14 protein-coding genes are annotated in these 21,653 nt (G+C 72.1%); 6 read left to right on the forward strand and 8 right to left on the reverse strand.

Annotation, left to right across the window (positions count from 1 at the left end):
- Positions 1 to 21 precede the first annotated feature (21 nt).
- On the forward strand, positions 22 to 2,295 hold the full coding sequence (locus OGH68_RS13570; protein WP_264243837.1) for a bifunctional glycosyltransferase family 2 protein/CDP-glycerol:glycerophosphate glycerophosphotransferase: 2,274 nt from the start codon (positions 22 to 24) through the stop codon (positions 2,293 to 2,295).
- Here the strand turns inward: OGH68_RS13570 and OGH68_RS13575 are convergent.
- From OGH68_RS13575 to OGH68_RS13595, 5 genes are all read right to left on the reverse strand, one after another.
- Positions 2,267 to 2,641 (reverse strand): hypothetical protein, encoded by a 375-nt coding sequence (locus OGH68_RS13575; RefSeq protein WP_264243838.1) that lies wholly within the window; start codon positions 2,639 to 2,641, stop codon positions 2,267 to 2,269. The genes OGH68_RS13570 and OGH68_RS13575 overlap by 29 nt on opposite strands.
- 34 nt (positions 2,642 to 2,675) lie before the next feature.
- The gene (locus OGH68_RS13580) at positions 2,676 to 4,205 is read right to left on the reverse strand and encodes a bifunctional glycosyltransferase/class I SAM-dependent methyltransferase (RefSeq protein WP_264243839.1); all 1,530 of its coding nucleotides are present in this window, start codon (positions 4,203 to 4,205) and stop codon (positions 2,676 to 2,678) included.
- A 29-nt stretch (positions 4,206 to 4,234) separates the two neighbouring features.
- Entirely contained in the window at positions 4,235 to 5,491 is a 1,257-nt protein-coding gene (locus OGH68_RS13585; protein ID WP_264243840.1) for a glycosyltransferase family 39 protein, read from the reverse strand.
- A 125-nt stretch (positions 5,492 to 5,616) separates the two neighbouring features.
- On the reverse strand, positions 5,617 to 9,087 hold the full coding sequence (locus OGH68_RS13590) for a bifunctional glycosyltransferase/CDP-glycerol:glycerophosphate glycerophosphotransferase (RefSeq protein ID WP_264250063.1): 3,471 nt from the start codon (positions 9,085 to 9,087) through the stop codon (positions 5,617 to 5,619).
- Between the two features lie 636 nt (positions 9,088 to 9,723).
- Positions 9,724 to 10,341 (reverse strand): TetR/AcrR family transcriptional regulator, encoded by a 618-nt coding sequence (locus OGH68_RS13595; RefSeq protein WP_264243841.1) that lies wholly within the window; start codon positions 10,339 to 10,341, stop codon positions 9,724 to 9,726.
- A 132-nt stretch (positions 10,342 to 10,473) separates the two neighbouring features.
- Between OGH68_RS13595 and OGH68_RS13600 the strand changes: the two genes are divergently transcribed.
- From OGH68_RS13600 to OGH68_RS13610, 3 genes are read left to right on the forward strand one after another with little or no spacing between them, the layout of a single operon-like run.
- Positions 10,474 to 11,373, forward strand: coding sequence for an ABC transporter permease (locus tag OGH68_RS13600; protein WP_264243842.1), 900 nt, complete (start codon positions 10,474 to 10,476; stop codon positions 11,371 to 11,373).
- Positions 11,366 to 12,190, forward strand: a complete 825-nt coding sequence (locus OGH68_RS13605) for an ABC transporter ATP-binding protein (protein ID WP_264243843.1) — start codon at positions 11,366 to 11,368, stop codon at positions 12,188 to 12,190. The genes OGH68_RS13600 and OGH68_RS13605 overlap by 8 nt, the downstream gene beginning before the upstream one ends.
- Positions 12,191 to 12,225: 35 nt before the next feature.
- On the forward strand, positions 12,226 to 13,188 hold the full coding sequence (locus tag OGH68_RS13610) for a serine/threonine-protein kinase (RefSeq protein WP_264243845.1): 963 nt from the start codon (positions 12,226 to 12,228) through the stop codon (positions 13,186 to 13,188).
- A 193-nt stretch (positions 13,189 to 13,381) separates the two neighbouring features.
- On the opposite strand, the gene OGH68_RS13615 is transcribed toward OGH68_RS13610, so the two are convergent.
- A complete protein-coding gene (locus tag OGH68_RS13615; RefSeq protein WP_264243848.1) occupies positions 13,382 to 18,316 on the reverse strand; it encodes an NAD-glutamate dehydrogenase in 4,935 nt (1,644 codons plus the stop codon).
- 371 nt (positions 18,317 to 18,687) lie between these two features.
- On the opposite strand from OGH68_RS13615, the gene OGH68_RS13620 reads away from it, so the two are divergent.
- Entirely contained in the window at positions 18,688 to 19,254 is a 567-nt protein-coding gene (locus OGH68_RS13620) for a DJ-1/PfpI family protein (protein WP_264243849.1), read from the forward strand.
- A 69-nt stretch (positions 19,255 to 19,323) separates the two neighbouring features.
- On the opposite strand, the gene OGH68_RS13625 is transcribed toward OGH68_RS13620, so the two are convergent.
- Complete coding sequence (locus OGH68_RS13625) at positions 19,324 to 19,995, reverse strand: HAD family hydrolase (protein WP_264243851.1); 672 nt, start codon at positions 19,993 to 19,995, stop codon at positions 19,324 to 19,326.
- A 61-nt stretch (positions 19,996 to 20,056) separates the two neighbouring features.
- The gene (locus OGH68_RS13630; protein ID WP_264243853.1) at positions 20,057 to 20,563 is read right to left on the reverse strand and encodes a DUF6912 family protein; all 507 of its coding nucleotides are present in this window, start codon (positions 20,561 to 20,563) and stop codon (positions 20,057 to 20,059) included.
- Between the two features lie 278 nt (positions 20,564 to 20,841).
- On the opposite strand from OGH68_RS13630, the gene OGH68_RS13635 reads away from it, so the two are divergent.
- Positions 20,842 to 21,270, forward strand: coding sequence for an Rv3235 family protein (locus OGH68_RS13635; RefSeq protein ID WP_264243856.1), 429 nt, complete (start codon positions 20,842 to 20,844; stop codon positions 21,268 to 21,270).
- Positions 21,271 to 21,653: the final 383 nt, after the last annotated feature.

Genomic DNA, 21,653 nt, shown 5'->3' on the forward strand with positions numbered 1-21,653 from the left:
AGAACGCGAGAAAGAGTGTTCATGCCCCGTCTGAGCGTCGTCGTCCCCGTCCGTCGTGTGCGCGGAAGCCTGCGCGAGTGCCTGGAGTCGGTGCTTTCCCAGTCGTTCACCGACTTCGAGATCATCGGGGTCGCCGACGGCTGCCCGGACGGCTCCGGCCGGCTGCTCGACGAGATCGCGGGCGCCGACCCGCGGGTACGTGCCGTCCACCTCGCGGAACCGGCGGGCCCGGACGGCCGGCGCACGGCGGGGGCGGAGCACGCGAAGGGCGACTATCTGCTGTTCCTGGAGGGCACGCATGTGCTGCTGCCCGGTGCGCTGCGGCGCATCGCCGACCGGCTCACGGACGCGGCGGATCCGGACCTGCTGCTGTTCGGCCATCTCCGTACGCCGTTCCGCGGCGTCCCGCAGTCCAGCCGGTCCTTGTCGCTGCTGAAGGACATGGGCGGTACGGAGGTCTGTACGCTCGCGGACCGCCCGGAGCTGCTGGGTGTGGCCGCGGTGTGCTGGAACCGCGCGGTGCGCCGCGAGTTCCACGAGTCGGGGCCGATGTCGTTCGCGCCGGGTCAGTACGGCGACCGGCCGTACGCGCTGGGCACGCTCGCCGCCGCCGGCACGGTCGCCGCCCTGCCCGTGCCCTGCGTCGAGCACCGCCGGCAGCGTCATGTGCCGGGGCTCGCGGAGTCGCAGGACGCCGGCTCCCCCGGTGAACGGGCCGGGCAGAGCGAGCTCGTCGAGCAGTTCAGCGACCTGTTCTGCGCTCTGCGGGGCACACCGCGGTTCGACGCCGTGCACGGGCCACTGTTCGACCTGGCCTCCAGGGAGCTGCTGGAGACGTACGGCACGCTCCGGCGCCGCCGCCGTGCCTACGTCCGGGCGGTCGCGGCGTTCCACCGGGACCACCGGCCGGCCGGGCACCGCGCGGCGGATGGCCCGAGGGCGCTGCGCCTGCGGCTGCTGACCGGCGGCCGGTCCGGTGGGCTCCGGGCCCTCGACGGAGCCCTCGCCGTCCGCCGCGCGCTGCTCGCCGTCGCGCCCGCGGTGCGCAAGCGGATGGGGCGACGGCTCACGCCGCTGTACTACCGGCTCCAGCGGCTGCTGCCGCTGGACCGCGACCTCGCCGTCTACAGCGCGTACTGGAACCGCGGTGTGAGCTGCAACCCGGCGGCCGTGCACCGCAAGGCGGCGGAGCTGGCCCCCCGGGTGCGCGGGGTCTGGGTGGTGTCGCGGCAGGCCGCCGCTGGGCTGCCGCCCGGCATCGACCACGTCGTGCCCGGGTCACGGCGCTACTGGGCGGTGATGGCCCGTGCCACGTACTTCTTCAGCAACGTCAACTTCCCCAACCACGTGGTCAAGCGCCGGGGACAGGTGCACGTGATGACGCACCACGGCACACCGCTGAAGGTGATGGGCGTGGGCCAGGCCCGCTATCCGGCGGCGGCTCAGGGCATGAACTTCCCCGACCTGCTGCGCCGGGTGGACCGCTGGGACTTCAGCCTGTCGTCCAATCCGCACTCCACGGAGAGCTGGGCGAGCGCCTACCCGGGCGCCGTACGGCACCTGGAGACCGGCTACCCCCGCAACGACGTCCTCGTCGGCGCGGGCCCCGACCGGATCCGCGCCGTCCGGGAGTCGCTCGGCATCCGCCCCGGGCAGCGGGCCCTGCTGTACGCGCCGACGTTCCGCGACTACGAGCGGACCTTCACCTGCCGGCTCGATCTGGAACGGGTGGCGAAGGCGCTGGGCGAGGACACCGTGCTGCTGGTCCGGGCCCACTACTTCCACGAGGAGAGCGGTCTCGCCGAGCACCCCGGCATCGTCGACGTCTCAGGTCATCCCTGCGCCGAGGAGCTGTATCTGGCGGCGGACGCGCTCGTCACCGACTACTCGTCCGCGATGTTCGACTACGCCAACCTCGACCGGCCGATCGTGATCCACGCACCGGACTGGGAGACGTACCGGGCCGTGCGCGGCGTCTGCTTCGACCTGCTCTCGGGTGCGCCCGGTGACACGCCGGGGGCGGTGACCCGTACGACGGACGAACTGATCCGGGTCTTCTCCGACGGCACCTGGAACGGCGAGGCGGCACGCGTGTCGCGCGCCGCCTTCCGGGAGCGCTTCTGCGCCTTCGACGACGGACGGGCCGCGGAGCGCGTCGTACGCCATGTGCTGCTGGGCGAGCCCGGCCTGCTGCCCGTGACACCGCCCGCGGAGCGCCGCCCGGTGGCGGTGCCGCGCCAGGCACACGCCCCGGAGGGCGACGCGCTCAGCGCTGCTGGCCGGCCATCACGGTGATCAGACCGGCGATCACCATCAGGGAACCGGCCCAGGTCCACATCGAGGTCCGCTCGTGCAGCACCGTGGAACTGGCCAGCACGATCAGCAGATAGCCCAGCGCGTTGAACGGATAGGCGATGTTCAGCGGGACCTGGGCCAGGGTCGACATCCAGGCCACCGCGGAGACGCCGAAGACGACGAGGCCGACGACGACCCATGGGCTCGTCGCGGCCCGCACCAGCAGCGAACCTCCGCTGTGCTCCGCGACGGCGGCCGCGGAGCGCATGCCGTGCTTCAGCATGATCTGCCCGGCCGCCGACGAAAAAACCGCGAAGAGCAGCAGCAACAGGCTGGGCAGCGCCAAGGTGTTCCTCCTGGTGGGCGGTCGGTGCCGTGGGTCAGGTGCCGGCGCCCACGCGGCCGGCGAGGTCCGCCGGGACGTACTGGCGGCTGAGGATGTCCTGTACATCGACGTGCTCCCCCGCGATGATCGTCTGCGCCGCGTGCGGGGTGAGCACGGCGACGTACTGGTAGCCGAAGAGTGTCGGCCGCACACGGGTCAGGAGCCGGGAGACGCCGGCCAGAGCCTTGGCGGTGACGCCGGTGCCGAGTACGGCCCAGAAGGGGGCGCCGGTCGAGGTGAGTTCCAGCTGGTCGAAGCCGGCGGCCCGCACGGTGCGGCGCAGGCTGCCGCGGGTGAAGAAGCGCAGATGGGTCTCGTCGAGGATGCCGCGCCGGTCGTAGCCGAAGAGGCCGAGGGCGACGCGCAGGCGCGAGTACCAGTGGCCGAAGTTGGGGACGGACATCAGCATCCGGCCGCCGGGACGCAGCACGTCCCGCAGTTCCCGCAGCACCTGCTCGGGCCGGGACAGGTGCTCGATGACGTCACCGGCGACCACGTAGTCGTAGCCGTCGCCGGCCTCCGGCGGAAGGCCCTCCTCCAGGTCGGCCAGAAGGAACCGTGAGCAGCGCTCCCGTACGCCGGGAACCTCGACGAAATCCAGGCCGGTCACGGTGAACCCGAGCGCCTCGAGGCGCTCGGCGAACCGGCCGCCGGAGCAGCCGACGTCCAGCACGCGCCCCGGGGGAAGGGTGCGCATGATCTTCAGGATCGCGGAGTGCGAGGAACCGTCGCCCTCCTTGAAGGCGTACTCGACGGGTTTGGGGATCCAGGGGCAGGTGCCGAAGCCCTTGAGTGCGAGCCGGTATTCGAGGATGTCCTTGACGACGTCCTTGGCGTAGCGCAGGCCGTTGACGTAGCAGATCTCGTCGCCGTAGTAGGTCGGGACGGCGATCTCTTTGATGCGCATCCCGGCGTCGAGCAGCTGGACGATGATCTGGGTGTCGAAGTCGAAGGCGTCGGTGTTCCGTTCGATGGGGAGCCTGCGCAGCGCGGCGACGCTGTAGGCGCGGTAGCCGGAGTGGAACTCGGTCAGCTGCGATCCCAGTGACGCGTTCTCGAAGCGGGTGAGGATGCGGTTGCCCAGCCATTTGTAGAACGGCATGCCGCCGCCCAGCGCGCTGCCGGACTGCATCATCCGGGAGCCGAACACTGCTTCGCACTCGCCTCGTTCGATGGGCGCGACCATCTCGGGCAGCTGCTCGGGGGCGTACTGGCCGTCGCCGTGCAGCAGCACCACGATGTCCAGGCCACGCTCGGCGGCAAGTGCGTAACCCGCCTTCTGGTTGCCGCCGTAGCCGAGGTTCTTGGTGTGGCGCATGACGACGGTCGGCGGCATGCCCTCCAGTTGCGACCAGCGGCAGCCCGCGGTGAACGTCTCGTCGCTGCTCGCGTCGTCGAGGATGATGATCTCGGCGACGCGGGACCGGAAGCCCTTCGGGATGCGGTCGAGCGTCTTCTCCAGTGTGGACTCGGCGTTGTAGGCCACGACGAGAATGCCGATCCGCGGGCCGGGGCTTTCCTTCACTCGGTCTTCTCCGCTCTCCGTCGGTGGGGTCATCGGTGCGGTCGGTCGACGGGTGGTACGGGCGCGGCTCGGCGGCCGGTGCGCTGGGCCACCACCGGCAGGGGCACGCCCGGTGCGGGGCCGGGCCGGTCCGCGAGCGCCCTGCGGACGCCGGTCACGGTCGCGGCGGCGAGCAGCAGCCAGCCCGCCTCGCCGAGGTGCAGCGCCCAGTCGCTCCAGCGGGTGGCGGCGGCGCCCGAGTAGACGACAACGGTGAGGGCGCCGACGACGAGGCCGTAGCCGATGGCCTCCCGGGCACCGAGGACGCAGAGGGCGACGACGGGCCAGGCCAGGTACTGGACCGCGGAACCGGTGCTGAGCAGGAGCAGGAGCGTCAGGGACAGAGCGACGGCGCAGGCCGGGGCGGTCGGCCGCACCCACGCGAGCCAGGCGCCGGCGGCCATGCACAGCAGCACGAACACGAAGTGGAAGCCGCCCTGCAGGCTCGCGACGAACGAGTCGGACGCGCCGGCCAGGTCGGCGAACCGTACGACTCCCCAGAGCCGCCACCGTCCGCCCTCGTACTCGAGGACCTTCTCCCGCAGCGGCACCGGAACGGTCGCCAGCACCGGCCCCCACAGCGTCAGCAGCACGACTGCCAGGCCCGAGCAGAATCGGACGGCCGCCGGCCTGCCGGCCCGTACCGCGACCACCAGCAGGGCGGGCACGGCGACGACGGGGACGAGTTTGACGCTCACCGCGAGCGCGGCCGCGACGCCGGCGGCGAGCGGCGCACGGCGGTCGGAGAGCAGATACGCGGCCAGGAAGACGAACATGACGGCCGCCGAGTCCGTGTTCCCGTGATACGCCGAGGTGGCGAAAAGGACCGGACTGAAAGCGCAGGCGAGTGCACACGCCATGGCCGTCTTGAGCGAACGGCGGCGGCGGAGGATCTCGAACACCAGAAGGGCGGAGACGAAATCGGCGGCGCACGCGGGCAGCCGGATCAGGCTGGCGAACGGAATGCCCAGCGCTTGGAGTTCATGGAACGCGGACAGCATCCAGCTCGCGAGCGGCGGATGGTTGTAGACGGGCAGGCCCGGCATCGGATGTTCGTAGACGCGGACCGGCCCGACCCGGGCGATCGCAGTGGCGAAGGCGTCGAAGAAACGGACGTCCGCCGGTCCGCGCGACACGACCGCGAAAATCGTTTTGGCGGCGAAAGCGAGCGCGGAGGCGCCGATGACGAGAACCCTGGCTCGTCGCACGTCGAGCGTCCCCGTCGCGGTTCGCCTTCGCAGGTCCATGGCGGGCGAACGTAGCAATCGGAAACGTCAATATCCCGCATCCGATGAACATACTTAGGCCGGTGCACTGCACTGCGCTGCGGACTTCGGCGCCTCCCGGCGCGGGAATCACCCGTACGGCCGGGTCAGCCGATCGCCTCCAGCATCCGGTCGACGACCGCGGCCGCCGCTCCCGCGTCGTCGAGATCGCAGAACAGCCGGCGGAACGCCTCGTACGCCTCGGCGTACCGCGCCGTGGCGCCGGCCGGGTCGCGCAGCGCCTCGACGAGGAGCGCGCCGTCCGGGATCAGCGGCCCGGGGGCCCGCGTCTCGAAGTCGAAGTAGAAGCCGCGCAGGGTGTCGCGGTAGTGCTCCAGGTCGTACGTGTGGAACAGCATCGGGCGGCCGGTCTGGGCGAAGTCGAACATCAGCGACGAATAGTCGGTGACGAGTGCGTCGGCGACGAGCATCAGCTCGGCCACGTCCGGGTAGCGCGACACGTCCAGCGCGAAGCCGCCGGTGTCCGGTAGCCGGTCGCCGACGAGATAGTGCCTGCGGACCAGCAGGACATGGCTGTCCCCGAGCCGCGTCCGGGCGGCCTCGATATCGAGCCGCAGGTCCATGGCGTAGCGACCGCCGCCCATGGGACGGTCCTCGCGCCATGTCGGCGCGTACAGCACGACCTGCCTGCCGTCGGGGATGCCGAGGTGTTCACGGACGGCGGCGGCGACCTTGGCACGGTCCGGCGCGTGGAGCAGGGAGTTGCGCGGGTAGCCCGACTGGATCACCTCGCCCTCGTACCCGAAGGCGCGGCGCATGATCGGCGTGGAGAAGCGGTTGGGCGAGACCAGCAGGCTCCACTGGGCGGCGCGCATCGGCAGTGACTCGATGTACGGGCGGTTGGCCTGTGCGGTGCCGAGCAGGTCGCGGCCGATGCGCTTGAGGGGTGTGCCGTGCCAGGTCTGCACCACGAACTGGTCCGTGCCGCGCCGGAACCAGTCGGGCAGCTGGGTGTTGGTCACCACGGCCCGGCTGGTCGCCAGCGCCTCGTGCCATTCGGCGCCGCCGTACGCGACGGGCCGCACCCCCTCGGGCAGCCGCGCCTGCTGGTCGCGGACCACCCACAGCATCTCGAACGGGACGTCGCGGCGGAGCAGTTCCTCGTGGACGGCGCGCGGCGAGTCGGAGAACTGCCGGCCGTCGAAGCTGCTGAACAGCACGGCGTCCCGGCGCGGTCCGGTGCGCAGGCCGGCGGCCCGCTCGCGCATCAGCCGCTCGTTGAAGCCGCCGCGTTCGCGCGGCGGCAGCACCGGGCCGGATTCGAGGACCAGCTGGTCGTGGTAGCGGCGGTCGAGCGTGAAGTCCCTGCCGCCGGCGCGGCGCACGGCTGGTACGGAGGCGTGCCCGGCGAACGCCAGCCGGACGGGCGCGTACGCTTCCGGGTCGCTCACGCCGCGTTCGCGGAAGAACGGGAACCAGCGGCCTTCGGCGAGCGGCAGTTCGCCCCCGGGCCCTTCGACGGCCGCGGGTGTGACCGCGGCGCGGAAGCGGCCCTCGCCGTGCGTCTCGTGGGCGACGACGGTCTCCTCGTGCGTGGCGCTGTGCCGCAGCACCAGCTCGGCTCGGCAAAGCGCCTCCCCGGGCAGCCGCCCCTCGATCGTGAGCTCGCCCGAGTCGGCCCACGCGAAGGTGTCCACCAGAGGCTGCACGGGCCGGTCGGTGAGGACGAGGTTGCCGGACGCGTCGGCGGTCACAGCGATCTCGCGGGCGGCACCTCCGCTGCCGTCGAGCGGATGCGGATGCGGATGCGGATGCCCGCCGGTGGGTGCGTCGCCGCGTACGGCGAGGGGCACGCGGCTGCCGTCGGCACGCAGGAGGCGCACCCGCCACGACGCGCCGTCGAGCAGGGCCGCGTCCACCTCCGCGCCGAAGGCGCTGCCCCGCACCGTCACCGGGAGCCGGTGCCGGTCCTCGGTGCGCCGGTTCTCCAGCGAGAGCGCCTCGGGTGCCGGCCCGCCGGCACCGCCCAGCACGGCGCCCTCGATGCGCAGCAGCCCGTCGGGCGTGGCCGTGTGCCCGGTGAACAGCGCGGCGACGCGCTCCATCCGCAGGCGCAGCTTGTCACCGGCGAGCACCGGAACGGCCCGCAGGTCGTCGCGGACGTCGTGCACGGTGGGCGCGGTGCGGTTGCCGAGCATCCGCAGCGGGCCGCGGCGCAGAGCGCCGCCGCCGACGACCCCGACCTCCAGGTTCCAGGTGGTACCCGGCCCGCCGAGCCGCGCCGGGTCGACCACGGTCTCGAAACCGGCCCGGTCGTAACTGTGCAGTCCCTGCCGTGAGCCGGCGGTCGCCTCCGGCGCCTCGGCGGCCCGCATCCGCAGCGGCAGCACCCGCCGCCGGCCGGCCCTCAGCCAGCCCAGGGTCAGGGGCCGCCGCTCGCCCGCCGGGCAGTTGCGGATGTACGCGTAGCCCTTGAGGTGCAGCTTGCCGTCCCGCCACACCGCCTCGGTGATGTCGGACATCACCGGCAGGTCGGCGGGCGCCGGACGGTCGGCACCACGCGGCAGGGGTGCGGTGAGCGCGGGGTACTCGGCGCGACGTCCCCGGAGGCCCCGCAGAATGAACGCGTCACGGCCGTGCTTCTTCTCGAAGGCGAGCAGGTCGAGGAGTTCGGTCAGCCGACGCTCGCGAACGAGGTGCCACTTGACGCGGAAGTGCAGCGCCAGCCCTTCGAGGACGTCCGGTCCGACGGAGTCCGCGAACGCGCCGGCGTGCTCCAGGAAGGCCGCCTGGTACGCGTCGTCGCCGTCCGGCAGTGCCTCCATGAAAAGCCAGAGGTCGCTGCTGAGAACGCTGCTCTCGTAACGCCGCCTGCCCTCGGCCCACTCGGGCCGGGCGGCGAGGAAGTCCCGGGCGGCGGTGACCGATCCGGTACGGTCCCGCACCGCGTTCGGCCGCGCCCTGCGGGTGGTGATGGAACCGTCGCGGTCGCGCCACAGATAGACCGTGTCGTGCAGGACGTCCACGGAGCCGGCGAGGAAGTGGGCGGGCAGGATCACCGGAATGTCCTCGAACAGGACCCCTTCGGGAAACGCGAGCCCGTGCCGGTCCCAGAACGCCCTGCGGAACACCTTGTTGCACGCGATCCGGTCGTACAGCAGCGGCCAGTGCCGGGTCACGTGCGTGGCCGTACGGGACTTGGCCATCGGCTCGCGGAACATCGGCGACTGCTGGACCTTGCCGCCGGCCCGCAGCCGGCTCACGTTCCCGCTGACGAAGTCGGAACCGGACGCGTCGATCGACGCCAGCATCTTCTCGTACGCCTCGGGCGGCACGACGTCGTCACTGTCGACGAACGCCAGGAACTCGCCGCACGCTTCACGGGTCCCGGCGTTGCGGGCGGCGCCGAGGCCGGCGTTGGCCTGCGTGACGAGCCTGAACCGCTCGTCCCGCTCGGCGAATCGCCGGGCGATCGCGCCGCTTCCGTCCGTCGACCCGTCGTCCACCATGACGACCTCGAGGTCGCGCAGGCTCTGCTCGGCGAGTGAGCACAGGCAGGCGTCGAGAAAGTCCTCCACGTTGTGGACGGGAACGACGATGCTGAGCCGAAGCGCCATGGTGGCCACGTCCATTCTTCAAGCGCGGGTCGCTGCGGAGAACAACCCGCTGCCCCCTCTCGGGTCACCCCCATTCCCCCATCCGAGTGACGCCTGCCCCCTGCCCTCCCCACACCCTTCCGGCTTGGCGGCGTGGGGGGCAGACCGGCCCGGCAGCCGCGCGGAGCCCGGGGTGCGGGGGCGGGCGCGGACCGGCACATTTCAGCCGGCCCGGCGTGAGGGTCGGGGCGCAGGGCCCAGACGGACCGGCAGATTTCAGCCGGCCCGGCGCTTGAAGCCACCGCGCGGAGCGCGGTACGAGGGCCGAGGGTGGAGCCCCGGGAACGCCGCGCGGAGCGCGGTACGGGGGCCGGGGGCGGAGCCCCGACGGGACTGGCGGGTCGCCGCGCCCCGGGCATGGGAAGTCGGGCACAACCCCGGCAGGAGCCGAAGGCCCAGCCCCACCTCCGGCCTTGGGGCACGGGCTCGGGGCGGAGCCCCGACGCGACCGGCAGGTTCCAGCCCGGCCGGCGCTTGAGGTCACCACGCGCAGCACGGTACCGGGGGCCGGGGGCGGAGCCCCGCGAACGCCGCGCGGAGCGCGGTGGGCGGGTCCGGGCGGAGCCCGGTTTCGGAAAGGGGCGGGGTCGGGGAACGTCACGCCCGCAGCGCCGCCACCGCCCCCCTCGCCACCTCGTCCAGGTACCCCTCCGGCAGCCCGCCCCGCACCACCACCAGCCGCCAGTACAGCGGCCCCACGATCACGTCGAGCGCCCTGTCCGGGTCCGTCGATTCCGGCAGTTCGCCCCGCGCCACCGCCTCGCGCACGATCAGCGCCGCCACCCCCCGCTGCCCGTCCAGCAGCGCCGCCTTGATTGCGTCCGAGATCTCGGGGTTGCGCGCCGACTCGACCAGCAGGTCGGGGATGACCTGCGAGGCGACAGGGTGGCGCAGCGCACGCGCGGCGACCTCCAGCAGCGCCCGGACGTCCCCGTACAGGGATCCCGTCGCCGGCGCGGGCAGCCCTTGCGCCGCGAAGGCGGAGACCAGGTCCAGCACCAGGGACAGCTTGGACTTCCAGCGCCGGTAGACGGCCGTCTTCCCGACACCCGCCCGCCGCGCGATGCCCTCGATCGACATCCGGGCGAAGCCCACGGCCGCGAGTTCCTCGAAGACGGCGGCCCGGATGGCGTCGGTCACGTCCTCCCGGAGCACGGCGGCTCCTGCGGGTGCCCGGCGGGGGCTTCTGGGGTCCGTCGTCATGCACAGGAGCATACGCGGCGACGACGGAACGGTTGCGTTCCGACGTCGCACGACCTTACTCTCCCCGTAGCGACGAAACGGTACCGTTCCGTCGCACTTGCGCCCTGGCCCTTGCCCCCGCGCCCCACCGGAAAGCGAGCCCGCGTGACCACAGCCACCTCCACGTCCCCGCCGCCCACCGATCTCGCGGCGCTCGCCGCCCGCCACGGGCTGACGGTCAGCGGCGCGCGTCCCACCCTCCCCGCGTACCTCCGGCAGCTCTGGTCGCGCCGCGACTTCATCACCGCGTTCGCGACCGCCAAGCTCACCGCCCAGTACAGCCAGGCCCGCCTGGGCCAGCTGTGGCAGCTGATGACCCCGCTGCTCAACGCCGCGGTCTACTTCCTGATCTTCGGCGTGCTGCTCGGCACCGCCGACCATGTCCCGGACTTCGTCCCGTTCCTGGTCACGGGTGTGTTCATCTGGACCTTCACCGCGAACTCGATCATGTCCGGGACCCGCGCGATCTCCGGCAACATCGGCCTGGTCAGGGCCCTGCACTTCCCGCGCGCCGCGCTGCCCGTCGCCCTCGCCCTGCAGCAGCTCCAGCACCTGCTCTTCTCGCTCGGCGCGCTGATCGTGATCCTCGTCGGTTTCGGCCAGCTCCCCACCGCGTCCTGGCTGCTCGCGGTGCCCGCGCTCCTGCTGCAGGCCGTCTTCAACACCGGCCTGTCGATGGCCATGGCCCGTATCGCCGCCCGTACACCCGACGTCTCGCAGCTGATGCCGTTCCTGCTGCGCACCTGGATGTACGCGTCGGGCGTGATGTGGTCCATCGACAAGGTGATCGGCGACCGGGAGCTGCCTGGACCGGCGGCTCTCGCGCTCCAGTACAACCCGGCCGTGCTCTACATCGACCTGGTGCGCTTCGCGTTCATCGACTCGTTCACGGCGGACCGGCTGCCGCCGCACGTCTGGGCGGCGGCCCTGGCGTGGGCCGTGCTCTGCGGAGCCGGCGGATTCCTGTACTTCTGGAAGGCGGAGGAGCGGTACGGCCGTGGCTGAGAACAGGACCCGTGCGTCCGCGGAACCGACTCCGACCGTCGTCGTCGACGGCGTCCACATCACCTACAAGGTCAACGGCGCGCGCTCCGGCCGGGGCAGTGCCACGTCCGCCCTCAGCCGCATCGTCTCCCGCAGGGCCGCCCCCGGCGTGCGCGAGGTGCACGCCGTCAAGGGCGTCAGCTTCGCCGCGTACCGGGGCGAGGCGATCGGCCTGATCGGCTCCAACGGCTCGGGCAAGTCCACCCTGCTCAAGGCCGTCGCCGGCCTGCTGCCGACCGCACGGGGCCGGATCTACACCCAGGGGCAGCCCGCGCTCCTCGGCGTCAACGCGGCCCTGATGTCCGACCTGACCGGCGAACGCAACGTCGTTCTCGGCGGCCTGGCGATGGGCATGACCCGCGCGGAGATCCGCGACCGCTACGACGCCATCGTCGACTTCTCCGGCATCAACGAGAAGGGCGACTTCATCTCTCTGCCGATGCGTACGTACTCCTCCGGCATGGGGGCCCGGCTGCGGTTCTCCATCGCCGCCGCCAAGAGCCATGACGTACTGCTCATCGACGAGGCCCTCTCCACCGGCGACGCCCGCTTCCGCCGCCGCAGCCGCGAACGCATCGACGAGCTGCGGCAGGAGGCCGGCACCGTCTTCCTGGTCAGCCACAGCAACTCCACCATCACGGAGAGCTGCGACCGCGCACTCTGGCTGGAGGCGGGCACACTACGGATGGACGGGCCGGCAAAGGAAGTCGTCGCGGCCTACGAGGAGTTCACCAGGGCCGGGACCGGAGCCGGGACCGGCGGACGGACCGCGCGGTAGGCTCCCCTGCCGCGCGGCCGAGGGGGGTGGTCGGGATGAACGGTCGGGGGCCGGAACCGCTGCGGGACGACGATCCGCGCGAAATCGCCGGGTACACGCTGCGGGCGCGCATCGGCGAGGGCGGCATGGGAACCGTCTTCCTCACCCGCAGCCACGACGGCGCGCTGCCCGTCGCGCTGAAGCTGATCCGCCGCGAGCACGCGCGGAACGAGAACTTCCGCCGGCGGTTCGCCCGCGAGGTCGAGGCCGCGCGGCGGGTGAGCGGCGCCCACCTGGTGCAGGTCGTCGACCACGACGCCGACGCGGAACTGCCGTGGCTCGCCACCCGCTACGTACCGGGCCTGCCGCTCGGCGACGCGCTCGGCGGCCACGGGCCGCTGCCCCTGCCGTGCGTGCTGATGCTGACGGCCGGCGCGGCGCGCGCGCTGGACGCCGTGCACACCGCCGGACTGATCCACCGGGACGTGAAGCCCGGGAACCTGCTGCTGACCGCCGAGGGGCCTTGGCTGCTCGACTTCGGGATCGCCCGCGCCGCGGACGGCACCTCGGTGCTGACCACCGTCGGGCGCATGGTCGGCACACCGAAGTACATGTCGCCCGAGCACGCACTGGGCCGGCAACTGACGCCCGCGTCCGACGTGTTCACGCTGGGACTCGTGGCCGCGGAGGCGGCCGCCGGGCACCATCCGTACGGCGAGGGCGGTGGTCTCGTCGTAGCGACCCGTATCGCCGGCACCGACCGCGAGCCGCCGGACCTGTCCGCCCATCCGCCGGCCCTCCGCCGGATACTGGCCGCCACCCTGGCGGCCCGCCCGGAGGACCGCCCGACCGCGGCGGAGGTCGCGGAGCTGTGCGGTACTCCCGATTTCACGGCCTGGCTGCCGAAGCGCGTCGCGTCGGCCGTCGCCGAGACCGCCCGCGCGTCGGCGAAGGTCTCGGGTGGCGCCCAGGACCCGCGCACCGCAGGCTGGCTCACCCGCCTCCGCCGCTCGCCCTGACCACCCGTCCCAGCGGCGCCCCTGACCACCCGCACGCCGGAGTCACCGGCCGCTGAAGGCTCCGGCCGCCGGGCAACCCGCACGCCGGAGGACCCGCACGCCCCACACGCCGGAGGACCCGGCCGCGCGTGCGCGCGGCCGGGTCCTCCTGGTCCGGTCCATGGCCCGCCGGACAGTGGCCCGGCGGGGGCCGTCAGCTGTGGGTGCGCAGCAGCTGGCGCATCGTCCGCATCGCGACCGACAGGTTCGCCAGGTCGAACGTGTCCGAGCTCTGGATCTCCTCCAGCGTCGACCGGGCCCGCCCCAGGATCGCCGCGTTCTTCTGCTCCCAGGCCTTGAACCGCTCCTCCGGCGTCGAGGTCCCGTTGCCCACGGACAGCACGTCGGCCGTGAGCATGGCGTGCGCCGCGTACAGGTCCTCGCGGATGGACGCGCGGGCCATCGACTGCCAGCGGTCGGCCCGCGGCAGTTCGATGATCCGGTCCATCAGCTGCGTGATGGAGAGCCGGTCCGCCAGGTCGTAGTACACGTCGGCGACCGCCAGCGGGTCCTGGCCGTTGCGGTCCGAGATCGCGACGATGTCGAGCGTCGGGAACGCCGACGAGAAGCCGGCCACCCGCAGCGCCAGTGCCTCCGGGACACCCGCCCCGGTGAGCTCGTCGAGGATGCCCTGGTACCACTCCAGGTCCGCGCCGCGCAGCATCTTCGGCAGCGCCGCCCACACCTGCTCGACACGCTCGGCGAAGAACTCGATGGTCCCCTCGAGCTCCAGCGGCTGCGGCCGGTTGCCCAGCAGCCAGCGCGTGCCGCGCTCGACGAGCCGGCGCGAGTGCAGCCGGACGCGGGTCTGGACGTCCGCGGCGACCTCGTTGTCGAGCGCCTCGACGGCGTCCCACACCGCGCTGAGGCCGAAGATCTCGCGCGCGGCGGTCTGCGCCCGGACGATCTCCTCGATCGTCGCCCCGGTCTCCTCGCGCAGCCGGTGCAGGAAGGTCGAACCACCGGTGTTGACCGTGTCGTTGACCAGCACCGTGGTCACGATCTCGCGGCGCAGCGCGTGCGCGTCGATCGCGTCGCCGAACTTCTCCCGCAGGGGCTTGGGGAAGTAGGCGTGCAGCAGCCGGCGCAGGTACGGGTCGTCCGGCAGGTCCGTCCTGATCAGGTCCTCCGCCACCGTGATCTTCGTGTAGGCGAGGAGCACGGCCAGCTCGGGCTGGCTCAGGCCCTTGCCCGTGGCGAGCAGTTCCCGGATCTGGCGGTCGCTGGGCAGGAACTCCAGCGCCCGGTCCAGGTGGCCGTCCCGTCCGAGGCGCCGCATGAAGCGCTGGTGGGCGTGGAGCAGGGAGGGCGACTGGGCGACCGCGTTGGCGAGGGCCGTGTTCTGCGCGTAGTTGTTGCGCAGGACCAGCGCGCCGACCTCCTCGGTCATCTGCGCGAGCAGCTGGTTGCGCTGCTTGACGGTCATGTCGCCGTCGGCGACGAGACCGTTGAGCAGGATCTTGATGTTGACCTCGTGGTCGGAGGTGTCGACGCCGGCGCTGTTGTCGATGGCGTCGGTGTTGATCTTTCCGCCGTTGCGGTCGAACTCGATACGGCCGAGCTGGGTGCAGCCCAGGTTGCCGCCCTCGCCCACGACGCGGACCCGCAGATCGGCGCCGTTGACGCGGATGGCGTCGTTGGCCTTGTCGCCGACGTCGGCGTTCGACTCGGTGGCCGCCTTGACGTAGGTGCCGATGCCACCGTTCCACAGCAGGTCGACCGGTGCCTTGAGGATGGTCTGCATCAGCTCGGCCGGGGTCATCTTCGTGATGCCCGCCTCGATGCCGAGGGCCTCGCGCACCGCCGCGTTGACGGGGATCGACTTGGCGCTGCGCGGGTGGATGCCGCCGCCCTGGGACAGCAGTGCCTTGTTGTAGTCGGCCCAGGAGGAGCGGGACAGTTCGAAGAGCCTGCGGCGCTCGGCGTACGAGACGGCCGCGTCCGGGTTCGGGTCGATGAAGATGTGCCGGTGGTCGAAGGCCGCGACGAGACGGATGTGCTCGCTGAGCAGCATGCCGTTGCCGAACACGTCGCCGGACATGTCGCCGACGCCGACGACCGTGAAGTCCTCGGTCTGCGTGTCGTGTCCGAGCTCGCGGAAGTGCCGCTTGACCGACTCCCAGGCGCCGCGGGCCGTGATGCCCATGCCCTTGTGGTCGTAGCCGGCGGAGCCGCCGGACGCGAAGGCGTCGCCGAGCCAGAAGTTGTACGAGACCGCGACCTCGTTGGCGATGTCGGAGAACGACGCGGTGCCCTTGTCGGCGGCTACGACGAGGTAGGTGTCGTCCTCGTCGTGACGGACCACCTGGGCCGGCGGGACGACCTCACCCGCGACCATGTTGTCGGTGATGTCGAGCAGCGCCGAGATGAAGATCCGGTAGCAGGCGATGCCTTCGGCCAGCCAGGCGTCGCGGTCCGCGGACGGGTCCGGGAGCTGCTTGGCGACGAACCCGCCCTTCGCGCCGACGGGCACGATCACCGTGTTCTTGACCATCTGCGCCTTGACCAGGCCGAGGATCTCCGTACGGAAGTCCTCACGCCGGTCGGACCAGCGCAGACCGCCTCGGGCGACCTTGCCGAAGCGCAGGTGGACGCCCTCGACGCGCGGCGAGTACACCCAGATCTCGAACGCCGGGCGCGGTGCCGGCAGGTCCGGGATGGCCTGCGGGTCGAACTTCATCGACACATAGCCGTGCCGGACGCCGCCCGTGGCCTCCTGGAAGAAATTGGTCCGCAGCGTGGCCTTGATGACGGTGAGGAAGGCGCGCAGGATGCGGTCCTCGTCGAGGCTGGCGACCTGGTCGAGGGCGCCGTCGACCTCCTCGAGGAGCCCGTCGATCAGCTCGGTGCCCGCGCGCTGGCGGTCCGGGGACATCCGGGCCTCGAAGAGGGAGACCAGCAGCCGGGTGGTGTGGACGTTGTTGCGGAGGGTGTCCTCCATGTAGTCCTGGCTGAAGGTCGAACCGGCCTGGCGCAGGTACTTCGCGTACGCGCGCAGCACCATCGCCTCGCGCCAGTTGAGACCGGCGCCGAGGACCAGCGCGTTGAAGCCGTCGTTCTCTGCCTCGCCGGTCCACACGGCGGCGAAGGCGTCCTGGAAGCGTTCGCGGGCGTCGTCGGCGAGGTAGTCGCCGCCCGGACCGTTCTTCGGCATGCGCAGCCCGAAGTCGTAGATCCAGGCATGCGTACGGTCGGCGCAGCGGAGCTCGTACGGCCGCTCGTCGACGACCTCGCAGCCGAGGCGCTGCAGCACGGGCAGCACGGCGGACAGGGAGACCTGCTCACCGCTCCGGTAGATCTTGAAGCGCCGCTCGCCCGGGCCGGCGCCGACCGGCTCGTACAGCGAGAGGGCGAAGTCCTTCTCGGCGTGGCTGAGCTCTTCGAGGCGCACCAGGTCGGCCACGGCGGAGCGCGGCGAGTGGTCGGCCTTGTAGCCCTCGGGGAAGGCGCCCGCGTAGCGGCGGAGCAGCTCCGCGGCGCGCTCCTCGCCGAACTCGGCGTTCAGCGCCTCGCCGAAGCCGTCGGCCCAGGAGCGCGCGGCCTCCACCAGCCGGGCCTCGATCCGCTCGGTGTCGGCGTCGGTGAGGTGCGGCAGCTCCGTGCCGGACGGGACGCGCACCACGAAGTGGATACGGGAGAGGATCGACTCGGTGTTCCAGGCGGTGAAGTCGACGCTGGTGCCGCCGAGCTCCTCCTTGAGGATGTCGATCAGCCGCAGCCGCACCCCGGTGGTGTAGCGGTCGCGCGGCAGGTAGACGAGCGCGGAGTAGTAGCGCCCGTACTCGTCCTGGCGCAGGTACAGCCGCAGCCGGCGGCGCTCCTGCAGGTACAGGACGCTGGTGACGATCGCGCGCAGCTGGTCGGCGGGCGTCTGGAACAGTTCGTCGCGCGGGTACGTCTCGAGGATCTGCAGCAGGTCGCGGCCGTCGTGGCTGTTGGGCGAGAAGCCCGCGCCCTGCAGCACCTCGGCGACCTTGCGGCGCACGACGGGCACCCGGCGCACGGACTCGGTGTAGGCGGCGGACGAGAACAGTCCGAGGAAGCGGCGCTCACCGACGACGTTGCCCTCGGCGTCGAACTTCTTGACGCCGACGTAGTCCAGGTAGCTCGGGCGGTGCACGGTGGCGCGGCTGTTGGCCTTCGTCAGGACGAGCAGCCGGTGCTCGCGCGCCTTGGCGCGGGCGTCGGCGGGCAGCCTGCTGAACGACGGGCTGACCGGGTGGTCCTCGTCCTCGTCGTGCGGCGGGTCGGAGCGCAGGATTCCGAGGCCGGTGCCGGGCACCGCGGCCAGGGCGTCGGACGGGGTGAGCTCGTACTCCCGGTAGCCGAGGAAGGTGAAGTGGTCGCTCGCGAGCCAGCGCAGCAGCTCACGGGCCTCCTCCACCTCCTGCTCGGGCAGGTCGTCGGCCTTGGGCTCGGCCGGCAGGTTCTCCGCGATCCGCAGCGCGGCGTCGCGCATCTTCTCCCAGTCCTCGACGGCCTCACGGACGTCGGACAGGACGCGCAGCAGATCGGCGGTGATCTGCTTGAGGTCGGCGCGGTCGGTCTCGCGGTCGATCTCGACGTGGATCCAGGACTCGACGAGGGCGTCGTGCGGCAGGTCCTTGGCGTTCGCCCGGGCCGGCAGCACCTCGATGAGCCTGCCGGTCAGATCGCGGCGGGCGACGACCTGCGGGTGGATCACGACGTGGATGCCGCGGCCCTGGCGGGAGAGCTCGTTGGTGACCGAGTCGACGAGGAAGGGCATGTCGTCGGTGACGACTTCCACCACGGAGTGGCTGCAGGTCCAGCCGTTCTCCTCGACGGTCGGCGTGTGGACCCGGACGTTCGCCGTGCCCTGCGGTCGGTTCTCCGCGAGCCGGTAGTGGGAGAGTGCCGCGCCGAAGACGTCGACCGGGTCGCGGTCGGCGAGGTCCTCCGGAGCTGTGTGCAGGTAGTAGCGCTGGAGGTACGTGAGCAGGGTGTCCCGGTCAGGGCGCTTCCCCTGTTCTGTCCCAGTCGGAAGGTGCCCCCCGGCCGGGCTGTTCTCAGCTACCCGGGCGGCCCGTGCGAGCAGCTCGGCCTTGGCTTCGTCCAGCTTGGTCTGCATGTCCTCTGGCTCCTGTCGCGCGCCGTTGCGTGACGTAGGTGAAGGGTGCGACGCATCGCCGCGGCCCGGGGTGTCCGGCCGCAGTCGACGTTATGCCGCGATGAGAGTCGTCCGAGCCGTTGTCGGCCAATTCTGTCTGGCGGAGACAGTCCGGACGGGAGGGGTCAGCGATCGCCCGGACGCTGTGGCGCTCCGGGCGCAGGCCGGGGGCTTCGCTGCCCCCACGGCATATCGCGCTGATCACGCCCCCAGGCTATCCCGCCGCACCCCCGAACCGTCATGAGCCGTATGTGTACAAAAGCGGGGCCCGAAGTTTGACACTCTGGACAGCGACACAGGCCCTCTTGGCAACCAAGCAACCGGGAGCAGCCATGACCACGAAGATTCTCATCGTCACCGGGGACGCCGCGGAGTCCCTGGAAGTCCTCTACCCGTACCAGCGGCTGCTGGAGGAGGGGTACGAGGTGCACATCGCGGCCCCTGCGCGCAAGAAGCTGCAGTTCGTCGTGCACGACTTCGAGCCGGGCTTCGACACGTACACCGAGAAGCCGGGCTACACCTGGCAGGCCGACCTGGCCTTCTCGGAGGTGGACCCGGGGGCGTACGCCGCCATTGTGATCCCCGGCGGTCGCGCACCCGAGTATCTGCGCAACGACCTCGAGCTCCGCAAGATTCTCAAGGCGTTCTTCGACTCCGACAAACCCGTGGCACAAATCTGCCACGGACCGCTGCTGACGGCGGCGATCGGTGGCCTGGCGGGACGCCGCGTCACCTCCTACCCGGCGCTGGAGCTGGACATCCAGGCGGCCGGTGCGTCGTTTCAGGACGTGGAGGCGGTCGTCGACGGGCTGCTGGTCTCCTCACGGGCCTGGCCGGACCATCCGGCGTGGATGCGTGAGTTCCTCAAGGTGCTGCGGGCGACGGCACCGGCCACGTAGGGGCGGTGGCTCGGGGCGGGGCGCAGGCACGCAGGGCCGGCCTTGTCGGGCACCACCGGCCTTGCCTCGTCAGGAGGCGAGGCGCAGCGCCTCCCCCACCGCCTCGCCGAGGGTGTCCACCACGGGGACGCCCACCGACTCCAGGCTGGACCTGCTGTGCGAGCCGCCGGTGAACAGCACCGCCCGTGCGCCGACGTGCGCGGCCGCCAGCGCGTCGTCCACGGCGTCGCCGATGACCACGGTGCGCTCGGGGACGACCGACGCCGACAGCGCCCGGAGGTGGCGCTCCATGTGCAGGGCCTTGGTGCCCCCGGACGGCCCGGTCCGCCCGTCGACGCGGACGAACCGGCTCTCTATGCCGTACCCGCGGACCACGGGGACCAGCTGCTCGTGTCCGTACATGCTCAGCAGGGACTGGCTCCGGCCGGCGAGCTGCCACTCGCGCAGCAGCTCTTCGACGCCTTCGGTGAGCCCGCAGCCGACGCGGTGCTCGACATAGTGCCGGTGGAACGCCTCGTCCATGACGGTCCACTCGGCGTCCGACGGGAGGCGGCCCATCAGCCGCTCGTAGAAGCGCGGGATCGGGATGCAGTACAGCTCGCGGTAGCGGGCGAGGGTGATCGGCTCCAGGCCGATCTCCGCGAACGCGGCGTTCGTCGCCTCGACGACCGCGCTGATGTCGTCGAGCAGTGTGCCGTTCCAGTCCCAGACCAGATGTGCCTGTGTCCCCTGCTTCCCCATGCCGAGAACCGTACAGCCGGGTACGACACCGAGACGGGGGCCCGGAGGCGGCGGGGGCCGGTCAGCCGACGATGTTGGGGATCTCCTGCACACCGAACCAGAGCAGCTCGTGGTCGTCTGCTCCGTCGACGGTGAACTGCGCGTCGTCGTCGCCGTGGTCCGCCGCGCCGAGCGCCGTCACCGCGGCGGATACGTCGGCCTCCGCGTCGTCGGCGTCCACATGGACGGCCGCCGCCTTGCTCATCGGGACGGCGGCGGCGATCCGCACCTCGCCGAGCGAGTTCGCGTCGAGCACCCGGTCGGGATCGGCGACGGCGTCCTGGTCGGGCACGTCGACGGCCACCACGACCCGGCGCCGGGCCGCGTCGGGCGTGCCGGCCAGCAGGCGCAGGGACGCCGAGGCGGCGCGGCTCAGCGCGGCGTACTCCAGCTCCTCGATGTCGTCGGAGACGTACCACTCACGCAGACCGGGCGTGACGGCGTACGCGGCGAGCGGGCCGGGACCGAGTTCGCCCGCCTTGTGCGCCGCTGCGAGACCGGGGAGGGTCAGGGGGACGTACACGCGCATGACAGGCCGCTTTCGTAGTCGGAGAACGCCCTCAGGATACGTGCGGCGTACCCCTTCGGGGTGCCCTCGTGGACGTGCCCGCCGTCCATCCCGTACCCCCTCGACGCCGTCCGTGCCCCGCGCGGGCGCGGCCTCATCACCCTGATAGGTGACTTTCACGGGCGGGGCCGCCGGGGCACGGGTCCCTTTGCGGTGCAGGTCCGGACCCCCTAGAAGTTCCTCCGTCGAGGCTACTTCCCGGTACTGAGGCCGGGACCAGCGCATCGGGGGCGTTCCGTATGGACAGGACCAGGCCCGCAGGCCGGCACGACCAGCGCAGGCCCGCCGCACACGCGGCGGCGGCACTGACCCGCGCACGCGGCAGGCAGCACAAACCGCACTACTGGTTCGCCGACCGCCTGCTCGCGGTCCTGAGCGGCCGGCGACCCGTGCACTGGATGCTCGGGCACACGATCGGCGAGGCGTACGAACAGCTCGTCCGCCTCGCACCGGGCGCGCCGCTGCGCCCGGCGGACCGGATGATGCCGGTCGTACGCCACTGCGGCGAGTTCCAGCCGGGGCCGGGCGTGATCGAGGCGTTCGCCCGCATCGGCTCCGGGGACCGCGTGAGCGCGATGGCGTTCCGCCTGGAACAGGGCGCGGACCTCCGCTGGCGCTGCGCGGCGGTCGAACTCGGCGGCGAACGCAGCCGCCCCGAACCCCGATGAGTCCGCCTGGTGCCCGGTGGGGCCGTCGGGCAGGGAGCCGAGGGTGGTCGCCCTTCGGACCCGGCTGGACGGGCCGCAGGAGGCCGCCCAGCGGCCCGGTGGGACGCTTTCCCGCGACGGATCAGCCGGGCCAGGCGGCGCTGGGTGGTGAGTTCGCCGTACGCGGACCGTGCGTCCGCGTACGGTCGCCCCGTCCGCTGCGAGGAGTGGCACCACGGAGCTACCGGGCGGCGCTCGGTCGCCCGCCTGGATGCGCGGCGAGGGCTCCGCCGGCTGCCGAGCGGGCGGCTGACGACCACGGCAGCGGGTGAGGCGGGCCCGGGGCCGCCTGGCGGCGCAGTGGGACGCCCGCGCCGCCAGGCGGACCTCGGGCGGCACCCGTC

The sequence above is a fragment of the Streptomyces peucetius genome (assembly GCF_025854275.1).
Classification (GTDB): Bacteria; Actinomycetota; Actinomycetes; order Streptomycetales; family Streptomycetaceae; genus Streptomyces; species Streptomyces peucetius_A.

What these genes read in the sequence shown, in the direction of transcription:
- OGH68_RS13590 (WP_264250063.1), bottom strand. Translation starts at nt 9,087, where the DNA reads ATGGCGCTTCGGCTCAGCATCGTCGTTCCCGTCCACAACGTGGAGGAC.
- OGH68_RS13635 (WP_264243856.1), top strand. Translation starts at nt 20,842, where the DNA reads ATGGACAGGACCAGGCCCGCAGGCCGGCACGACCAGCGCAGGCCCGCC.
- OGH68_RS13615 (WP_264243848.1), bottom strand. Translation starts at nt 18,316, where the DNA reads ATGCAGACCAAGCTGGACGAAGCCAAGGCCGAGCTGCTCGCACGGGCC.
- OGH68_RS13570 (WP_264243837.1), top strand. Translation starts at nt 22, where the DNA reads ATGCCCCGTCTGAGCGTCGTCGTCCCCGTCCGTCGTGTGCGCGGAAGC.
- OGH68_RS13610 (WP_264243845.1), top strand. Translation starts at nt 12,226, where the DNA reads ATGAACGGTCGGGGGCCGGAACCGCTGCGGGACGACGATCCGCGCGAA.
- OGH68_RS13620 (WP_264243849.1), top strand. Translation starts at nt 18,688, where the DNA reads ATGACCACGAAGATTCTCATCGTCACCGGGGACGCCGCGGAGTCCCTG.
- OGH68_RS13585 (WP_264243840.1), bottom strand. Translation starts at nt 5,491, where the DNA reads ATGGACCTGCGAAGGCGAACCGCGACGGGGACGCTCGACGTGCGACGA.
- OGH68_RS13630 (WP_264243853.1), bottom strand. Translation starts at nt 20,563, where the DNA reads ATGCGCGTGTACGTCCCCCTGACCCTCCCCGGTCTCGCAGCGGCGCAC.
- OGH68_RS13595 (WP_264243841.1), bottom strand. Translation starts at nt 10,341, where the DNA reads ATGCTCCTGTGCATGACGACGGACCCCAGAAGCCCCCGCCGGGCACCC.
- OGH68_RS13625 (WP_264243851.1), bottom strand. Translation starts at nt 19,995, where the DNA reads ATGGGGAAGCAGGGGACACAGGCACATCTGGTCTGGGACTGGAACGGC.